This window comes from Hymenobacter taeanensis (assembly GCF_013137895.1).
GTDB classification, from domain to species: Bacteria; Bacteroidota; Bacteroidia; order Cytophagales; family Hymenobacteraceae; genus Hymenobacter; species Hymenobacter taeanensis.
This window is the reverse complement of the sequence record NZ_CP053538.1, coordinates 1,385,099-1,401,092: the sequence shown is the minus strand read 5'-3', so window position 1 is coordinate 1,401,092 and position 15,994 is coordinate 1,385,099. Positions and strand designations below refer to the sequence as shown.

The following is a 15,994-nucleotide window of genomic DNA, read 5'->3' as shown; positions in this document are numbered from 1 at the left end:
CTAAGCGCTTCAACAGACAAAAAGGGCCCACCGTTTGGTGGGCCCTTTTTGTTTGGTATTCTAATAAGAAGTAAGCTGCCTCTTGCTTGCTGCATATGAACTGGCCTAGCGGCGCCACGGTGCATACTCAAGCTTTATCTCGGCAAGGCCATAGCCATCATTCCGGTTTCTATCGGAGATGGCGCGCCCTGAGGCGGGGCTTACATCATCTAGTTGGTCGGTGGCGGTAAAGTAGTAAGTGCCCTCAATGGAGGCGTTGAGCTTGCGCGTGAGCCGGAGCGTAACGCCCACCCCTACAGGCGCTACCACCGTTAGGGCCGGATAATCGAGCCGCTCAGGGGCTAAAAAGTTGGTGCCATTGCTGGGGCGCTCAGTGCCCATGTAGGCCTCGGGGTTGTACAGCAGAAACCCACCACCAGCCTTGAGATAGGGCTTAACCAGCGCTGCCGGGCCACGTGGGTCAGCGTAGGCTACTTCATCGTGGAAGGGCTCCCAGCGCAGAAACACCACGCCAGCACCATTGCGCCCCCTAAAAGCCAGGTTGCGCTCCGGGAAGTGGTCTTTGGCCCCTAGCTGAAAGTAGGTAGCCTCGCCGCCTACCAGCCAGTGTGGTCGGAACTTATACAATAGGCCTAGGCTGGCACTGGGTCCCACAAATTGGTCGCCGAGGCTGCCGGTGATATCACCATTGTAAAAGGCAGCTCCCAGGCCCAATGTCAGGCGCACGGGGCCCCGGTAGTACGGCCGGGCATTGCTGTCATAGTGCCGCCGACGGCGCTCAGGGCCACCGTTTTGTGCGTAGGCTTGCTCCGTTGCAACAACAGATAGCAGCAATAGGGTGGAAAGCAGAGGGCGAAGTGTCACGCGAAGGAGGGTTGGTGGGTGGCTACGGCATACGCTGCCAAGGTGCCGACTGTTGTACAACGCTTCCGCTCACGGCTTTATTTGAACTGGCCCGCCGGATCTGGCAGCTTGGCTATGAGGTCAGAAATGAGGTCGAAATCGAGGCTGCTGACGCTTATTTGCTGGCCTTTGTGTACTGCCTCCCAGGCCTGGGGGTATTTCTCCTGGTAAAAATATACGCGCGCCAGCTGCTGCCAGGCATCGGCGGGGGCTACCGGCTGCGCCACCGACTGCTCCAGGTAGCTTGCTGCGGTAGTGAGGTCCTTCTTTTTCTTCGACTGCTCATACACAATAAGGTAGCATGCGCCCAAGTCGTTGAGCAGGTTGGCGTTCTTCGGATCAAACGCCAGGCCCTGACCAAGCAACCCAATGGCGGACTCCGGAGTAGCTTTCTGGCTGGCAATAATGCCCAAGCCCCGATAAGCATCGGGGTTTTTCTGGTCGAGGAGCCAGGCCAGGTTAAAGCGGTATTGGGCGGTGTCGGCTTGGTTCTCGCTCAGGTATTCGTAGCCTTTTGTAGAGAAGAAGCGGCTGGCTTCTTCGCGTGAGGCAAAGCTGCGGGAAATGTCGGCCAGGAAGGCCGGCCCCACGGCCTGCTCCGCCTGAGCAGGTGTAAGCCCGCCAAAAAGCGGCTGTAAGCGGTTAGCTGAACTGATGGCCGCGGCAGCTTCGCCTTTAGCCTTGAGCTTGGTTTTGCGTTGAGCCTGGGCGGGAGCTGCCTCCCACACGAGGAGGGCTGCTGCCAGCAACAGCGTCGATTTAAAGAATGTCATAAGGGAAAGTAGGGCCGAAGAAACAGTGGCTGATACTCAAAGATAAGCTGATGGGCGCAACCCCGCCTACGCCCGCGCGTTGGGAAAGGCAGCCCGGCAATCCGGCCACTAACTGGTAGAGTATATACCCCGTCCGGCGTCCGGCAGCTTTTCGTTGAGGCTAACGGCCGGCACCATCCTTTTTGTGTTACATGCGCACTTTTTTCTTCAGAATATTACCCGGCTGTCTCTTTCTGGCGTTGCTGTTAGGCCTTGCTAATGAGTACGCCGTAGCGCGACCCAGCCGGCGCACTCAGGATATAGCCTACGTCCCTACCTCTGACCCGCAGTTTAACGCAGAGCGCCACCTGCTTGATGTGTATGCGCCCAAACAAAAAACGGCGTTTCTGCGGCCCGTGGTGGTGTTTATTCATGGCGGCAGCTGGAACAGTGGCAACAAAAACTTCTACTCGTTTATTGGCCGCCGTCTGGCTAAGCAGGGGGTAGTAGCGGTAGTTATCAACTACCGACTTGCTCCGCAGGTAGAGGTGCCGGCCATGGCCGATGACTGCGCCCGGGCCGTGGCCTGGGTTGCCCAGCACAGCGCAGAGTATGGCGGCGACCCGCAACGGCTGTACGTAATGGGGCACTCCGCCGGAGGTGGCCTAGCAGCCTTGCTCACGGCCGATAACGCCCTGATGGCCCGATGGGGAATGCCGGTTAACCCCATTCGAGGAGCAATTCTGGATGACCCCGCCGGCCTGGATATGTACGACTACCTGCGGAAGATGCAGTACCCCGGCGACGAAGAGTACCTCGTGCCTTTCGGCAGAGACCCGGCCGTGTGGCGGACAGTATCTCCCATGTATTATTTAACGCCCGGCACGCCGCCGTTTTTGCTGTACGTGGGAAGCGAAACCTACCCCTCTATCCGAAACAGCAGCGAGAAGTTTCAGCAGAAGCTGACCGCTCTGGGCCACCCCGCCGCCATGAAAGTGCTGCCAGGCAAAAAACATGTGCCCATGGTGTTGCAGCTATACTGGCAGCACAACATCATTTATCAGGATCTGCTTCAGTTTGTAGGAAGCAATGCCCAACCTCACGCGGCCCAATAGGCCTAGGCCCCTAGAGCAAAATTATAAGGCAAACAGCTCGCCCTGCGTAGCGGGGCGCTCAAACGCCAGCAGCCACCGCTTGCGAGCCAGGCCGCCGGCGTAGCCCGTAAGTTGGCCGCTGGCTCCAATAATCCGGTGACAGGGCCATACAATGGCCAAGGGGTTTTGGCCATTAGCGGCACCCACTGCGCGTACTGCCCCGGGGTTTTGCAACAGGCGAGCCAGGTCAAGGTAAGAGGCCGTACGGCCAAACTCTACCTGAGCCAGCACCGCCCACACGTTGCGTTGGAATTCGGTACCCTGAGTAATGGCGTAGGAGAGGCTGAAATGCTGCAACTCCCGGTTGAAGTAAGCCTGCAACTGGCAATAGCCCTCCAGCAAACACTGGGGCACTGCTTCTTTCCGGGTTTCGTGCAATCCTATGGCCGGTTCATCCACAAAACGGATGGTAGTTAAGCCGGCGTCTGACCCTCTAATTTCGAGTAGGCCTAGCGGAGAAGATAGACAAGCAGAAACTTCAGACATAACAAGAAAAAACGATGGCCAAAGCTGCACATAAATTGGTTGTGCATGCTCTTCGATAGGAGGTAAAATTACGCTTTTTGTGTATTAAAATCCTGATTAATAGTAGTATGGCAAGGTTATGTGGTAAATGCCGGTTCAATTGATTTATATTGTGATGGTCTTACGAGTGATTAGCGAAAATCTGTAACTAAAATCATCGTCTAAGACCTTGTGAATTACATACATGTGCTGCCGTTTTTCGCTATCAACATCTTTTCAGCTGTGCAAAAACTACTGTTCTGTTCTATTCTGAGCTTAAGCTTCTTTGGGGTGTCATCGGCTGCTTCGGCGCAAGGTCTTGGTACCGGACTTACGGCCCTGTACTTTAACAATGGTACGTTGGCAGGGGCGCCCGTTCTGAAGCGCCTTGACCCAGTAGTTGAGTTCCGCTGGAACAGCGGTTCCCCGGCTCAAGAAGTGTCTAAAGATGATTTTTCAGTGCGCTGGGAAGGGCTATTGGCGGTGCCTGCTACAGGCAGCTACAAGTTTGCGGTAGCTACCAACGAAGGAGTACGGCTGTGGGTGAATGGTAAAAAGGTTATTGATACCTGGAATGGCAAGGGCTCAGTGCGTTTAGATGGCAACACAGTGAGCTTGGCTGCCGGCGAGAAAACCCCTATCAAGCTGGAGTATTTTGATGAGGAAGGTGATGCCAGCGTGATTCTCCAGTGGATGCCGCCCGGACAAGCCCTGCAAACTATACCGGCCGGCGACCTATACCCTGTGGGTTCACCTACTACGCCTGATCCGGCGGAAGCGGTGCAAGCAGCCTTGGCCGCGAAGGCGGCCGCAGCCCAGGCAGCGCACCCATTGGCAGCTAAAAACCCAGCCCCGGCCGCTCCTGTAGTTGCCACAGCGCCGGCTACAGCGGCACCTACCCAGACGCCTGCAGCTAAAGCTACACCCACTAAGACAGTAAAATCAAAACCTGTTGCCGCTACCACCCCTAAAGAAAGTGCGCCTAAGCCAGCTGCTAAACCCACGGAGACGGTTGCTAAAACTCCCGCTGCACAGGCTGCTGCTACCGCAACGGCAATAGCGCCAGGTGCCCTGGCTGGCGGCGTATTTACGCTTAAGTCAAGAGCAACTGATACGCCCCTTGAGGTGGTAGACGACAGCCACCCGTTCCGGGGTGTGCCCACCACAGCGCAAAAGCGTAACTCACCTCCACAGTGGAGAATTGAAAGCGCCGGGGAAGGCTTTTATCGCCTCTTGGTGCAAGGCAGCCCCAAAGTGCTGGAAGTGCTGGGCAGCTCCACCTCTAACGGAACTCCCATGAGCCTGTGGAGCTTCTATAGCGGCAACAACCAGCTATGGCAGATTGAAGAAGTAGGCGACGGATACTATAAGCTAATAGCCAAGCACAGCCGCAAGGCTCTGACGGCCAAAGACTCCGTAAACGGTGGCATTCAGCAGTGGCGCTACAAAGGCGAGCCAACCCAGCAGTGGAAGATAGAGCCTGCCGTTGTGGAAGTGCCCAAAACAGTATTAGCCGCCAGCAAAATTCCGGGCGTTGGGGCCAACAACATGAGCGTGTACCCGAACCCATCTAACGGAGTGGTACAGATGAACTACACCCTGGCCGAAACTATGCCGTTAGGGTGGGTAGTGTACGATCAGCGGGGCATTGTGGTGCGCGTGTCAGACTACCGTAAGCAGGCACCGGGCCAGCACAACCAGTCGCTCGACTTTACCAGCCTGCCCGCCGGCGACTATAACCTGCACCTCACCGTAGGCACCGTTACCACCTCGCAGCCCCTGCAGATCCGGCGGCCTAAGGCAGAACCTACCGAAGTCCAGACGGCGGCTCAGTAGTTTCTGGCGCCTCCCCAAACACGGCCATTTGCTCCCACAAGCGCGCAAATTCCTGCACGTACTGGCCTACAATGACCGGGTCTTGAGTGATGAGCAGGTTCTCGTGGTTGTGCGCGGCGGCTGAGCGCGTCCAGTTATAGCTGCCGGTAAGCACGGCTTGCTCATCGGCAATGGCAAATTTATGGTGCATATGATACTCCGTGCGGTCGGTGCGGGTAGGGATACCCGCCGTGTGCATCTGCTGTACATCGGAGCCGCGGTCATGCACTTTATCGTTGTCGGTGAGCAGGCGCAGCTTCACCCCGCGGTGGTGGGCCAGCAGCAGCGCCTCCGTAAGCCGGTCGTCGGCAACGGTAAACACACAGATATCCAAGGTGTGCCGGGCTGTGTGGATGAAGCCTTTAATGGCGTCAACGCACGCCAGCCCCGGACTGAAATACACACCCGCGCGGTAGTTGAGAAAAGTAGCTGGTGGAGCGGCTGCAGCGGGCGTCCCTAGGCCACTAGTTGGCACCAATGCGCTGGCCTCCTCCAGCCACTCCAGCACGGCTTTGTCTTTGAAGGTGTTGAAGCGCTCATGAGCCAGGGCAAACAGCTGGTGCCGCAACGCATCAAGAGAGCCCCCGCTTTGCGTGTAGCTGGCCAGGCTATGGCGCAGTTGCCGGGCCTCCTCCGGCGAGAGGTTTACATCGGTGAAGGCTTGGCGGAATTGCTGTAGCAGCTCAGTAGTTGATACAGGCACGGAAGGTTGGCTCATACGGAGGGAATGGCTTGTGCCAGACGGCGCTTGCTGATGGGGGGCTGGGCCGCCGCTACTTGGGCTTGCGCCAAGCGCAATGCCTCGGCAGAGGGCTCGTGTAGTACCCGCGTCAGGCCGGGCTCGGGGTGGCTGAGGTCAGCATCCCAGAGGCCCGCACGGTGCCAGGGCGTGAGGTGGTCCCAGTCAGGACGGTCGATGATAGGATAGAGGCACACGCCCAGCAAAGGCACACCGGCCTTAATGGTAGCGGCGGCTTCTTCGGCTATCATTTTAATCCAGGAGGGGCGGTCTAGGCCAGGGTGGCTGGTTTCGGTGAGTACTACGGGCCGCTTGTAGCGTTTGTGAGCCTCAGTCAGTAAGGAGCGCAATGGCCGCCAGCGTGGGTCGTTGCTTTCGTTTACCCAGGGCAGCGTCTGGTGAGGGTGGAGCTGCCACTGATTATCGTAGTAATAGTTAAACCCAAGCAGATCAAGGTACTCGGGTTGGCCTCCTAGCTCAGGGCACAGCCGCCCGCAGAGCATGTCCACGCTCTGGTACTGGTTTTTATGAAATTCCCGGGCCCGCTGCACCTCATCTTTCCTGGCTCCAAACCGTGGCACAATGTTAATCAGAGGCTCAGTGGTGAGAATACGAATGGTGGGGTCAGCTTCCTGTAAAGCAGCTACTCCCTCAATGTATGCCCGCATCAGCCCGCGCTTCACCTCCCAGCCCTGGCCTACGCAGTAGGGGCTAGTGCCGCGCACATCACCGCCAAGCCAGCTCATAAAGCTTACTTCGTTAATGGGGGTCACAATCAACACATCGTCGGGGCGCTGCTGACGGTAGAAGTCCACGAAGGCCCGGCACAAAAAGGCAAAGCGCCGGGCAAACATAGGGTGCAACGGCGTCAGGTCGTCGGGGTAGCCGAAGTGGCACAGGTCCCACACCTGCTGAATACCGTGGCGGCGGCCGGCATCCAGCATTACCTGCACGGTGCTCCAGTCATAATGGTAAGGCGTTTTCTCCACCTGGCTCCACCGGATGCCTTCGCGCACGGTGCCAATGGTAAAATTCTGCAGCAGCGTGTAGTCCTCGTCCAGTAGCGGAAGATGCCCGGTCAGAGGCAGGAAATCTACGCGGTGTCCAAAAGCATTCAGCTGATCTGTGCATTCGAAACCGCCCATCCAGAAGCTCTTAAAAGGCGAAGTTGTGGTAAGGTTCTGTTGCATAGAACGAGGGGTAAAGTGAATTGGGAAGTAATGCGTGTACAACGCCCCTGGTAATCAGAATAACCAGTCCTACCTTCCAGTAAAGTGTGTAAGCCTCTGATTATTAGTGTAAAAGACGAATGGCAGAGCTTGAAGGTTACGCGCTAGATCTGTGGTGACACCGGCAGATCAGATGCAAAGGAGCCCCGCTGCTTACCAGATAACCCTTTGGCTTCAATGAAGATACGCTTAAACTCGGGGTGCTTGGCCCGGATGGCATCCTGCAAGGCATCTACACTGCGCTCTACCTCCACGGCCGAGAGATGGTCGTGAAATTCTACATCGAGAGCCAGTACCACATCGTGGGGGCCCATATACATAGTAAGTGGGCGGCGTACCTGCTCCACACCGCGCTGCTGCCGGGCAATGGCCTCCAGACTGTCAAGAGTTTCGTCGTCGGAGCCCTCGCCTACCAGTAGGCCTTTTGTTTTATAAATCAGGAAAATGGCCACTGACACCAGCAAAATGCCAATGCAAATAGAGGCGCCCCCATCAAAATACGGGTTGTTGAGCAGGTGCCCGAAGTATACGCCCGCCAACGCAATGACCAGGCCCAGCAATGCGGCCATATCCTCCATCAGAATGGCAAAGATGGAGGGGTCCTTGCTGCGGCCCAGCGTAGCCCAGAAGCCCATGTCGCCGCGCTCCTTATTGAATTCGCGCAGCGCCAGAAAGCAGGAAATACCCTCAAACAGCATAGACAGGCCTAGCACCCAGTAATTCCAGGTGGGGTCAGTAATGGGAGAGGGGTGCTTGAGATGTTCTACGCCCTCATAAAACGACATGCCGCCGCCCACTGAAAACACCAGAATGGCCACAATCAGCGACCAGAAGTAGAGTTCTTTACTGCGCCCGAAAGGGTGGCGGGCATCAGCGGGCTTCTCCGCCTGCTTCACCCCAAACAAAATAAGCAACCCATTACCACTGTCTACCAGGGAGTGAATACCCTCTGAAAGCATAGCAGAGCTGCCAGTGAAGAAAGCCGCTACAAACTTGGAAATGGCAATAGCCACGTTGGCCCCAATGGCTCCGTAAATGGCAGTTTTAGAAGAACCCGCAGACATGCAAGAGTAAATTGGGTGATTCCGCCGAAGGCAGCGGGGTGTCCGTCCTACGCAACTCTTTAAAGTGGGGTTGGCGGAGCCGCAGCCTCAATGAAGATGCGCCTGAACAGTGGATGCTTGGCCTGAATGCTGTTTTGCAGCCGGTGAATGGCTTGTTCAACCTCCACGGCCGAGAGGTGGTCGTGGAATTCTATATCGAGGGCCAGCACGGCATCTTGGGGGCCAAGGTACATGGTAAGTGGGTCGCGCATGGAAAGCACGGCGGGGTCTTGGTGCGCCAGAGTTGCCAGATCTTGCAGTACGGCGGCATCGGCTCCTTCCCCAATGAGGAGGCCTTTAGCCTCACGGAGCATGAATACGGCCATGCCTACCAGCAGTGCCCCAATAGCCATGGAGGCGGCCCCATCTAGGTAGAGGTTATTGAGCAAGTGGCCGAAGAAAATGCCGGCCACCGCGATTAACAGGCCTACCAAGGCTGCTAGGTCTTCGAGTAGAATAGCGAATACCGCGGGGTCTTTGCTGAGGCGCAGGGCCTGCCAGAAGCCGTAGTTGCCCTGGGTTTTGCGAAACTCCCGGTAGGCCAGGGAGCAGGCTATGCCCTCAAACAGCATGGCCAGCCCTAGCACCCAGTAGTTCCAGGTGGGGTCGGTGAGGGGCACTGGGTGCTGCAGGTATTGGTAGCCCTTGTAGAGCGACATGCCGCCGCCCACCGCAAAAATCAGGACCGCCACAATTACCGTCCAGAAATAGATTTCTTTGCTGTACCCGAAGGGGTGCTGCGCATCGGCGGGCCGCTCGCTCCGCTTCATGCCAAACAGAATCAGCAGGCCGTTGCCACTGTCAACCAGCGAGTGAATGCCTTCCGACATCATGGCGGCGCTACCGGTGAAAAAAGCCGCTACAAATTTAGAAATGGCAATAGCCACGTTAGCCCCGATGGCTCCGTAGACTACTAGTTTTGAGGAAGAGCTGCCAGCCATAGGTACAGGAACAGGATAAGAGTTGCTTTAGGTACGCTGCCTCCAGAAATGGGTTGGATTAAGCGGGTACTGAGCTTAGTAGGCCACTGCCGTCGCAAAATTGCGGGGTATACAGGCCGGTGTGCTGAACAATCTGCTTTTATCCGACTTTTACGACCCATGACGCAGACTTCTACTACTTCTACCGAAGCAGCGGCGCCCCTCCGCCGCCGCCTCGGGCTGGTGCAGGCCACCGCCCTCAATATGATTGACATGGTCGGTATCGGCCCCTTCGTGACCCTGCCGCTGGTAATGGGGTTTATGGGGCCTTACTTCCTGCTGGCCTGGCTGGTGGGGGCGGGCCTAAGCGTGGTAGATGGCCTGATCTGGAGTGAGCTGGGCGCTGCCTACCCTGAGGCCGGCGGCTCCTACCGCTTCCTGAAACTGGCCTACGGGGAGCACAAGTGGGGCCGACTAATGTCGTTTCTCTACGTGTGGCAGACCCTGATTCAGGCGCCACTGGTGCTGGCGTCGGGTGCCATTGGCTTTGCCCAATATTTCGGTTACCTCGTGCCATTTGATGCCACGGAGCCCTGGCAGCCCAAGCTAGTATCGGGGGCGGTAGTATTATTGCTGATTGCCTTGCTCTACCGCCGCATCGAAGATATTGGCAAGCTGGGCGTAATGCTGTGGGTGGGCGTGCTGGGTCTCATGGCCTGGCTGATTTTTGGGGGCATCACGCACGCTACTCATGAAGTGGCCTGGCTGCCGGCTGGTGGCGTAACGGCCCTGCCCGGCATCCTCATATCGGCGGCTATGGGGCAGGCCGCTGTAAAAACCATCTACAGCTACCTGGGCTACTACAATGTGTGCCATTTGGGCGGGGAGGTGAAGGAGCCGCACAAGCTCATTCCGCGCAGCATTTTTTTGAGCATTCTGGGCATTGCGGCGCTGTACCTGCTGCTCAACTGGAGCGTGGGCACCGTTATACCCTGGCAGGAGGCTAGCAAGTCGGAGTTTATTGTGAGCACGTTTGTAGAGCGCCTCTACGGCGTAGCTGCCGCCAAAGCTGCTACGGCGCTGGTGCTGTGGGTGGCATTTGCCTCCCTGTTTGCCGTGCTGCTGGGGTACTCCCGCATCCCATACGCCGCGGCGGCCGATGGGGAGTTTTTGCCCATTTTCGGGCGCCTGCACCCTACCAAACAGTTTCCGCACGTTTCGCTCCTGATTCTGGGCGGAGTAGGCTTTGTGTTTAGCCTGTTATTCCGGCTGGGAGAGGTAATCAGTGCCATTCTGGCCATGCGCATCCTCATTCAGTTCGTAGGCCAGGCAGTAGGCCTAGTGTTGTTGCGTCGCCGAAGGGGCACCGAAGGGCTGCCGTTTCGGATGCCGTTGTACCCGTTGCCGGTGGTGCTGGCCATTGCCGTGTGGCTCTTCATCCTATACAGCACCGGCCCGACCCTCATTCTATCTGCGTTGGGCGTTACGGCTGCCGGCGTAGTAGCTTTCTTGGTGTGGAGCCGGAGCTTAGGTCGTTGGCCATTTGAGCGGTAAGCGATACTTTTAGGTAATGCTAGTTACCCCACGTCTTTGATGCGTTTACTGTTCTGTATTTCGTTACTACTGCTGTTTACTGGCGTCACTTACGCGCAAAAGTCAAAAGCAATTGACCCTGATTATTTAGACTGTAGTGCTACCCGACGGTTGGTCGCCAGCGATTTTGCATTGCAGCCAAAGCCAAACTCAAATTTGCAGGGAAGCCGAGGCTCTTTCCTGCTAGGGTGCAAAGGTGGTAACGCGGTTGAGTTGCTGAGCAAAAATGCCAACAGTGCTGTCTACAACCGATTCTTTCATCTGACCTCTTGGTTGGACACTAGCAACCCAGATAATGTAGCGCAACAGATCGAGTTTCAGCAGACTCAATTTGATATCCAAGAGATATATGCTCGCCGGCTACGAAAGCAAATACGGGCTTCTGCTACTCGTATGTTTTTAATAGGGAAACCTACTTTAGATGAGCTAGCTAAAGGGTTACTTAAGGAAGCCGAATTGCGGCAAGTGCAGTATGCTGATGAAACGGCTTATGCTAGTTTGCCGGAAAAGCAAGCCGAGTGGAGCCGGCAGATTCAGCAGGAATTACAAGAGCTACAGGCATACCAAGTCCTGGATAATGAGTTCTAGGCCAGTTGCTTCTCATAGCAGAAAAACCGCAGACCCGGGCGGAACCCTAGCGTGATTTCACCAGCGTAACGGTAGCCCAGCTTTGGGAAAAGGCGCTGCGTAGCCAAATTCTCAGAGTTGGTATCAACCCGCAGGGTTTTTAGGCCCAGTTGAGTTGCTAACGTTTCAGCGTGTTGCAGTAGCGCTACGGCTAGGCCACTGCCCTGAGCGGCGGGGTCAACGGCCAGGCGGTGGGTAACCAGGGCTGGCTCAGCGGGGTCCCAGTCGGCTTGCGCGTACTCGGGGTCTTGGTCGTTGTTGGTGAGGGCCGCCACGGCGGCTACTTGGCCATCCAGCTCTGCCAGCCACAGGTGCTGCCGCTCAATATCGCGCTGAAACACCTCTTCATTCGGGTACTCAGCCGACCACTGTTGGTTGCCGCTAGCTTGCATAAGCGGCACTACGCGGCGTACCAAGCCCAGAATAGCAGGAATATCAGTAGAGGTGGCGAGGCGGATGTGAACGGGCATATGGCAAAGTGATTAATGAGGCTGCCACAAAAGTGGCCTACTCGGTTAGCTTCTGCAATAGCGGTGGCGGTGAGTAATAACAGAAAAGCCCACGCAGCTGCGTGGGCTTTTGAGTTAAAGCAAAGTCAATGATGAAAACTAGCCGCGGCGCAGTACCTCGGCAGCTTCTTTGGCGAAGTACGTCAGGATGGCATCGGCGCCGGCGCGCTTAATGCTCATGAGTACTTCCATCATGGTTTTCTCGCCATCGAGCCAGCCTTGCTGAGCAGCGGCTTTTACCATAGCGTATTCCCCCGATACGTTGTAGGCCGTAACCGGCAGGTTGGTGTGGTTACGCACCTCATGAATCACGTCGAGGTAGCTCAGGGCGGGCTTAATCATAACCATGTCGGCGCCTTCCTGCTCATCTAACGCCAACTCCCGCAGCGCTTCGCGGCGGTTGGCATAGTTCATCTGATAGGTTTTCTTGTCGCCACGTTTGGGAGCCGAGTCTAGGGCGTCGCGGAAGGGACCATAGAAGGCCGAGGCGTACTTAGCCGTGTAGCTCATGATGCTCACGTGCGAGAAGCCATTCTGATCGAGCACGTCGCGGATCCAGGCTACGCGGCCGTCCATCATATCTGAAGGGCCTATAATGTCGGCGCCGGCGCGGGCTTGGGCCAGGGCCATCTGGCCTAGCACCTCCAGAGAGGCATCGTTTAAGATTTCTCCTGAGTCAGCGTCTACAATACCGTCGTGGCCGTCGCTGGAGTAGGGGTCCATAGCTACGTCGGTCATCAGTACAACGTCAGGAAATTGGCGCTTAATGTCGGCTACCGTCTTGAGGTAAAGGCCCTCGGGGTTAGTGCTTTCTTTGGCAAGCCGGTCCTTCAGAGCATCATTGATGCTGGGAAAAGGGGCAAAGCTCTTGATGCCAAGCTCCACGCAGCGGCCAATCTCGTCGATGAGACGGTCGGCGGAGAAGCGGTGGATGCCGGGCATGGAATGGATTTCGAGCTGCTGATTCTGCCCTTCAATCAGAAAGACGGGATAAATAAAATCGTGCACCGATAGCGTCGTTTCCTGCACCATGTTGCGGATAACTTCAGACTTGCGGTTGCGCCGCGGACGATGCGTGGGGATAATAGCCATGCGTTGTTTTCAGAAATGAGACGAACTAGAACAACTGCCACAAAGGTAAGGTTGCGCCGGCGCTAAATTGCCCTTACACCAAAACGCCGCGCTGCTCCCAAAAACAGGGGCGGCACGGCGAGCGGCGGTGTGTGAAAATCAGAGCGAAACCAGCGCGGGCAAAACCGGCACCGGAAAAAGAGGCCTACTGCTGGCTGAACTCAGCAGCCTGGGCGGCCGTGAGAGCCACGCGGGTACCTTGGGGCCCTTGTGAATCGTGGAGGATTACCACAGTGCGAGTCGTATCGGAGGGCAAATCTACTATATTCTTAAAAGGACGCGCTACAAACGTCAAACGGCTGGTCTGGCAGCTGGCCAGCATCGATACTCCACAAAGCAAAAGTAGAAGACGAGCGCGCATAACGGTAGAGCTTGAAGTAGTTATGCAGCAAAACTACTGGGGTCTGGGGTGCCATGCCGGGCAACTCGGTCAATGGGAGGCCAGGCGCTGCCAGGTGGGGCGTTTTGTCGGTTAGCGCTGTACTGCCTGGAATGAAGTGTAGCTTTTGCCCGGTAAAGTGGCCTAGAAGCCTACATATTGAAAAACTCCTGAAACACCTCCAGCCACGCATGCTCGCCGCCAAAAGCCATGCCCAGGAAGTAATACCCCAGAATTACTAGTAAGGCTCCCACCCCTAGGCCTAGCCACCCACCCAGCAACAGGCCCGCTACCACGCCCACCGCTACTACTGCTATGCCCAGCAGCAAGTGGCGCGTTTCATGAATGGCCGCGCTTGTAGGCCTGCTGGCCGCGGCTGGCTTAGAGAGCAGATAGCGGGGAGTAACAAGCAAACGGCGGTGCGCCAGCCGGGGCCGGGAGGGAAGAGCGGCCTTTATCTTCGGTTGGCTAGGGGCAGCACTAGGCTGGGCAACCATAACGGGAGCCGCGTAGGCCACCTCTGGTGCCGAGCCAGCTTCGGCAACCTGAGCGTTAGGCAATATGGGCAGTGAGGTAGGTTTAGCAACAGCCAGTGCGGGCCGAAAGTGGAACGCTACTTGCTCGCTACGGCAGCCACTTAGCAGGCTACCAAGGGCAATGCCAAGAACAAGAAAAGTCTGATGGGAGCAGGAAAGGCGTAGGAGTAGCCGAAGCGGCATTGAGAGGGGGGTAAGAGGTGAAGCAGAAGACTATTCGTAGCGCCAATGGAAATAAATAACGCCACCCAATACAATAAGCAGTGCCCCAATCAGAGGAATAAACGACGAGCTGGCCCCCGCCGCAGCTCCAATGAGCAGCAACGTACCAAGGGCAGCTATTATCACGCTTAATGCCAGCGGCAAATAGTTGCGGGTAGGATGAGCCGGCCGGCGGAGCGCTTTACCGTACGACACCGCTTGCTGGCTGGTTGTGGAGCGCCTGACCTGAGCAGGTAAAACGGCCGCCAGCGCCAGCGTTGGGCGAAGGCTTATTGGTTGCCTAGGCCTCTTGCGGCGTTGGCTAGACAGGGGCTGAGTTGGGGTCGGCAGCTGGGCTAAAGCCATTGTGGGTGGCTTGCACGGCACAATACTTAGAACCGCTGGCTCCGGGGGCCTGGGCCCAGTTGGCGGCCGGAAGTAGAAAGCGACTTTCTCGCTTCGGCAGCCGCTAGCCAGCAGCAAAAGCAACAGCAGGTAACAGGGATAATACCAACGCATAGCGTAGCGCTAAATAATAACGGACTGCCTAAAGTAAGACAGTCCGTTATAGGAAGTATAAAAAGCCTTTAAGTGGCCTAGAACTCCAGAATTACCTGCTCAATTATGTCGCAGGCTTCATGGAGCTGCTCCTCATTAATTACCAGCGGGGGCGCAAACCGGATGATGTCGCCGTGGGTGGGCTTGGCCAGCACGCCGCGCTCCATGAGGGTTACGCACACATCCCAGGCCGTACGGCCATCAGCGTGGGGCTTAATCACTACGGCGTTTAGCAGCCCTTTGCCCCGTACCAGCTCCACCACTTCGGGGCGCTTGGCCTGCACGCGGCGCATCCGCTCCCGGAACACTTCGCCCAGCACGCGGGCATTTTCCGTGAGCTTCTCTTCCAGCAGCACATCCAGGGCCGCGCGTAGTACTACGCTGGCCAGTGGGTTGCCGCCAAAGGTGGAGCCGTGCTGACCCGGCTGAATGGTCAGCATGATTTCGTTGCGCGCCAGCACCGCCGATACGGGTAGCACCCCGCCCGAAAGAGCTTTGCCCAGCACCAGAATATCGGCGTGTACGCCCTCATAGCACACGGCCAGCAGCTCGCCGGTGCGGCCTAGGCCAGTCTGAATTTCATCGGCAATGAACAGCACCTTGTGGGCTTTACATAGCGCTGCTGCCTTAGCCAGATAGCCATCTGAGGGCACCATTACGCCGGCTTCTCCCTGAATAGGCTCAACCAGGAAACCACACACGTGGGGGTTGTGCAAGGCTTCTTCCAGGGCCTCCAGGTCGTCGTAGGGCACTACCTGGTAGCCGGGGGTATAAGGGCCAAAGCCGCCCGTAGAGTCGGGGTCGGTGCTGAAGGAGATGATACCGGTAGTGCGGCCGTGAAAGTTGTGCTCAGCTACAATAATGAGGGCCTGGTTGGGGGCAATGCCCTTCTCCTGGTAGCCCCACTTGCGGGCCAGCTTCAGGGCCGTTTCTACGGCCTCGGCCCCGGAGTTCATCAAGAGCGCTTTGTCGTAGTTAAATAGCTCACACAGCTGCTTTTCGGCGGCACCTAGCTGGTCGTTGAAAAAGGCCCGGGAGGTGAGCGTGAGCTTCTGAGCCTGCTCCGTAAGGGCCCCAATAATGCGCGGGTGGCAGTGGCCTTGGTTTACAGCCGAGTACGCCGATAGAAAGTCATAATACTGCTTGCCGTTAACGTCCCACAGGTGCACGCCTTCGCCCCGGCTTAGTACCACGGGCAGGGGGTGGTAGTTGTGGGCGCCGTATTGATCCTCGAGAGCCATTAGCTCCTGGCTGCGGGTGGTGGCAGATGTAGAGTGCATA

Annotated in this window: 17 protein-coding genes; 4 read left to right on the top strand and 13 right to left on the bottom strand. The window is 56.9% G+C overall.

What is annotated here, in order from left to right:
• Positions 1–105: 105 nt before the first annotated feature.
• Both HMJ29_RS06000 and HMJ29_RS05995 read right to left on the bottom strand, forming a co-directional pair.
• Entirely contained in the window at positions 106–864 is a 759-nt protein-coding gene (locus HMJ29_RS06000) for a hypothetical protein (RefSeq protein WP_171590620.1), read from the bottom strand.
• Between the two features lie 77 nt (positions 865–941).
• A complete protein-coding gene (locus tag HMJ29_RS05995; RefSeq protein WP_171590619.1) occupies positions 942–1,676 on the bottom strand; it encodes a tetratricopeptide repeat protein in 735 nt (244 codons plus the stop codon).
• A 191-nt stretch (positions 1,677–1,867) separates the two neighbouring features.
• Between HMJ29_RS05995 and HMJ29_RS05990 the strand changes: the two genes are divergently transcribed.
• Positions 1,868–2,770, top strand: coding sequence for an alpha/beta hydrolase (locus HMJ29_RS05990; RefSeq protein ID WP_171590618.1), 903 nt, complete (start codon positions 1,868–1,870; stop codon positions 2,768–2,770).
• 21 nt (positions 2,771–2,791) lie between these two features.
• Here the strand turns inward: HMJ29_RS05990 and HMJ29_RS05985 are convergent, their stop codons facing one another.
• Positions 2,792–3,295 (bottom strand): methylated-DNA--[protein]-cysteine S-methyltransferase, encoded by a 504-nt coding sequence (locus tag HMJ29_RS05985; protein WP_171590617.1) that lies wholly within the window; start codon positions 3,293–3,295, stop codon positions 2,792–2,794.
• A 261-nt stretch (positions 3,296–3,556) separates the two neighbouring features.
• Between HMJ29_RS05985 and HMJ29_RS05980 the strand changes: the two genes are divergently transcribed.
• A complete protein-coding gene (locus HMJ29_RS05980; RefSeq protein ID WP_171590616.1) occupies positions 3,557–5,149 on the top strand; it encodes a PA14 domain-containing protein in 1,593 nt (530 codons plus the stop codon).
• On the opposite strand, the gene HMJ29_RS05975 is transcribed toward HMJ29_RS05980, so the two are convergent.
• The 4 genes from HMJ29_RS05975 to HMJ29_RS05960 all read right to left on the bottom strand — a co-directional run bounded on the left by HMJ29_RS05975 (position 5,121) and on the right by HMJ29_RS05960 (position 9,200).
• Positions 5,121–5,906: a phospholipase D-like domain-containing protein gene (locus tag HMJ29_RS05975; protein WP_171590615.1), complete on the bottom strand. Its 786-nt coding sequence runs from the start codon at positions 5,904–5,906 to the stop codon at positions 5,121–5,123. The genes HMJ29_RS05980 and HMJ29_RS05975 overlap by 29 nt on opposite strands.
• Complete coding sequence (locus HMJ29_RS05970; protein ID WP_171590614.1) at positions 5,903–7,117, bottom strand: glycosyltransferase family protein; 1,215 nt, start codon at positions 7,115–7,117, stop codon at positions 5,903–5,905. Before HMJ29_RS05970 ends, HMJ29_RS05975 begins: the two co-directional genes overlap by 4 nt.
• 143 nt (positions 7,118–7,260) lie before the next feature.
• Positions 7,261–8,220: a cation diffusion facilitator family transporter gene (locus HMJ29_RS05965; protein WP_171590613.1), complete on the bottom strand. Its 960-nt coding sequence runs from the start codon at positions 8,218–8,220 to the stop codon at positions 7,261–7,263.
• Positions 8,221–8,279: 59 nt separating this feature from the next.
• Complete coding sequence (locus HMJ29_RS05960; protein WP_171590612.1) at positions 8,280–9,200, bottom strand: cation diffusion facilitator family transporter; 921 nt, start codon at positions 9,198–9,200, stop codon at positions 8,280–8,282.
• A gap of 159 nt (positions 9,201–9,359) precedes the next feature.
• On the opposite strand from HMJ29_RS05960, the gene HMJ29_RS05955 reads away from it, so the two are divergent.
• Together HMJ29_RS05955 and HMJ29_RS05950 are read left to right on the top strand one after the other, a co-directional pair.
• Positions 9,360–10,733: an APC family permease gene (locus HMJ29_RS05955; protein WP_171590611.1), complete on the top strand. Its 1,374-nt coding sequence runs from the start codon at positions 9,360–9,362 to the stop codon at positions 10,731–10,733.
• A gap of 39 nt (positions 10,734–10,772) precedes the next feature.
• A complete protein-coding gene (locus HMJ29_RS05950; protein WP_171590610.1) occupies positions 10,773–11,360 on the top strand; it encodes a hypothetical protein in 588 nt (195 codons plus the stop codon).
• Here the strand turns inward: HMJ29_RS05950 and HMJ29_RS05945 are convergent.
• The 6 genes from HMJ29_RS05945 to rocD all read right to left on the bottom strand — a co-directional run bounded on the left by HMJ29_RS05945 (position 11,357) and on the right by rocD (position 15,993).
• Entirely contained in the window at positions 11,357–11,869 is a 513-nt protein-coding gene (locus tag HMJ29_RS05945; protein ID WP_171590609.1) for a GNAT family N-acetyltransferase, read from the bottom strand. The two genes, HMJ29_RS05950 and HMJ29_RS05945, sit on opposite strands and share 4 nt — an antisense overlap.
• Positions 11,870–12,007: 138 nt before the next feature.
• The gene (gene hemB / locus HMJ29_RS05940; RefSeq protein ID WP_171590608.1) at positions 12,008–13,000 is read right to left on the bottom strand and encodes a porphobilinogen synthase; all 993 of its coding nucleotides are present in this window, start codon (positions 12,998–13,000) and stop codon (positions 12,008–12,010) included.
• A gap of 184 nt (positions 13,001–13,184) precedes the next feature.
• Positions 13,185–13,400 (bottom strand): hypothetical protein, encoded by a 216-nt coding sequence (locus HMJ29_RS05935; protein WP_171590607.1) that lies wholly within the window; start codon positions 13,398–13,400, stop codon positions 13,185–13,187.
• Positions 13,401–13,570: 170 nt separating this feature from the next.
• The gene (locus HMJ29_RS05930; RefSeq protein ID WP_171590606.1) at positions 13,571–13,978 is read right to left on the bottom strand and encodes a hypothetical protein; all 408 of its coding nucleotides are present in this window, start codon (positions 13,976–13,978) and stop codon (positions 13,571–13,573) included.
• Positions 13,979–14,167: 189 nt separating this feature from the next.
• On the bottom strand, positions 14,168–14,521 hold the full coding sequence (locus HMJ29_RS05925) for a hypothetical protein (RefSeq protein WP_171590605.1): 354 nt from the start codon (positions 14,519–14,521) through the stop codon (positions 14,168–14,170).
• 230 nt (positions 14,522–14,751) lie between these two features.
• A complete protein-coding gene (gene rocD / locus HMJ29_RS05920) occupies positions 14,752–15,993 on the bottom strand; it encodes an ornithine--oxo-acid transaminase (protein ID WP_171590604.1) in 1,242 nt (413 codons plus the stop codon).
• Position 15,994 lies beyond the last annotated feature (1 nt).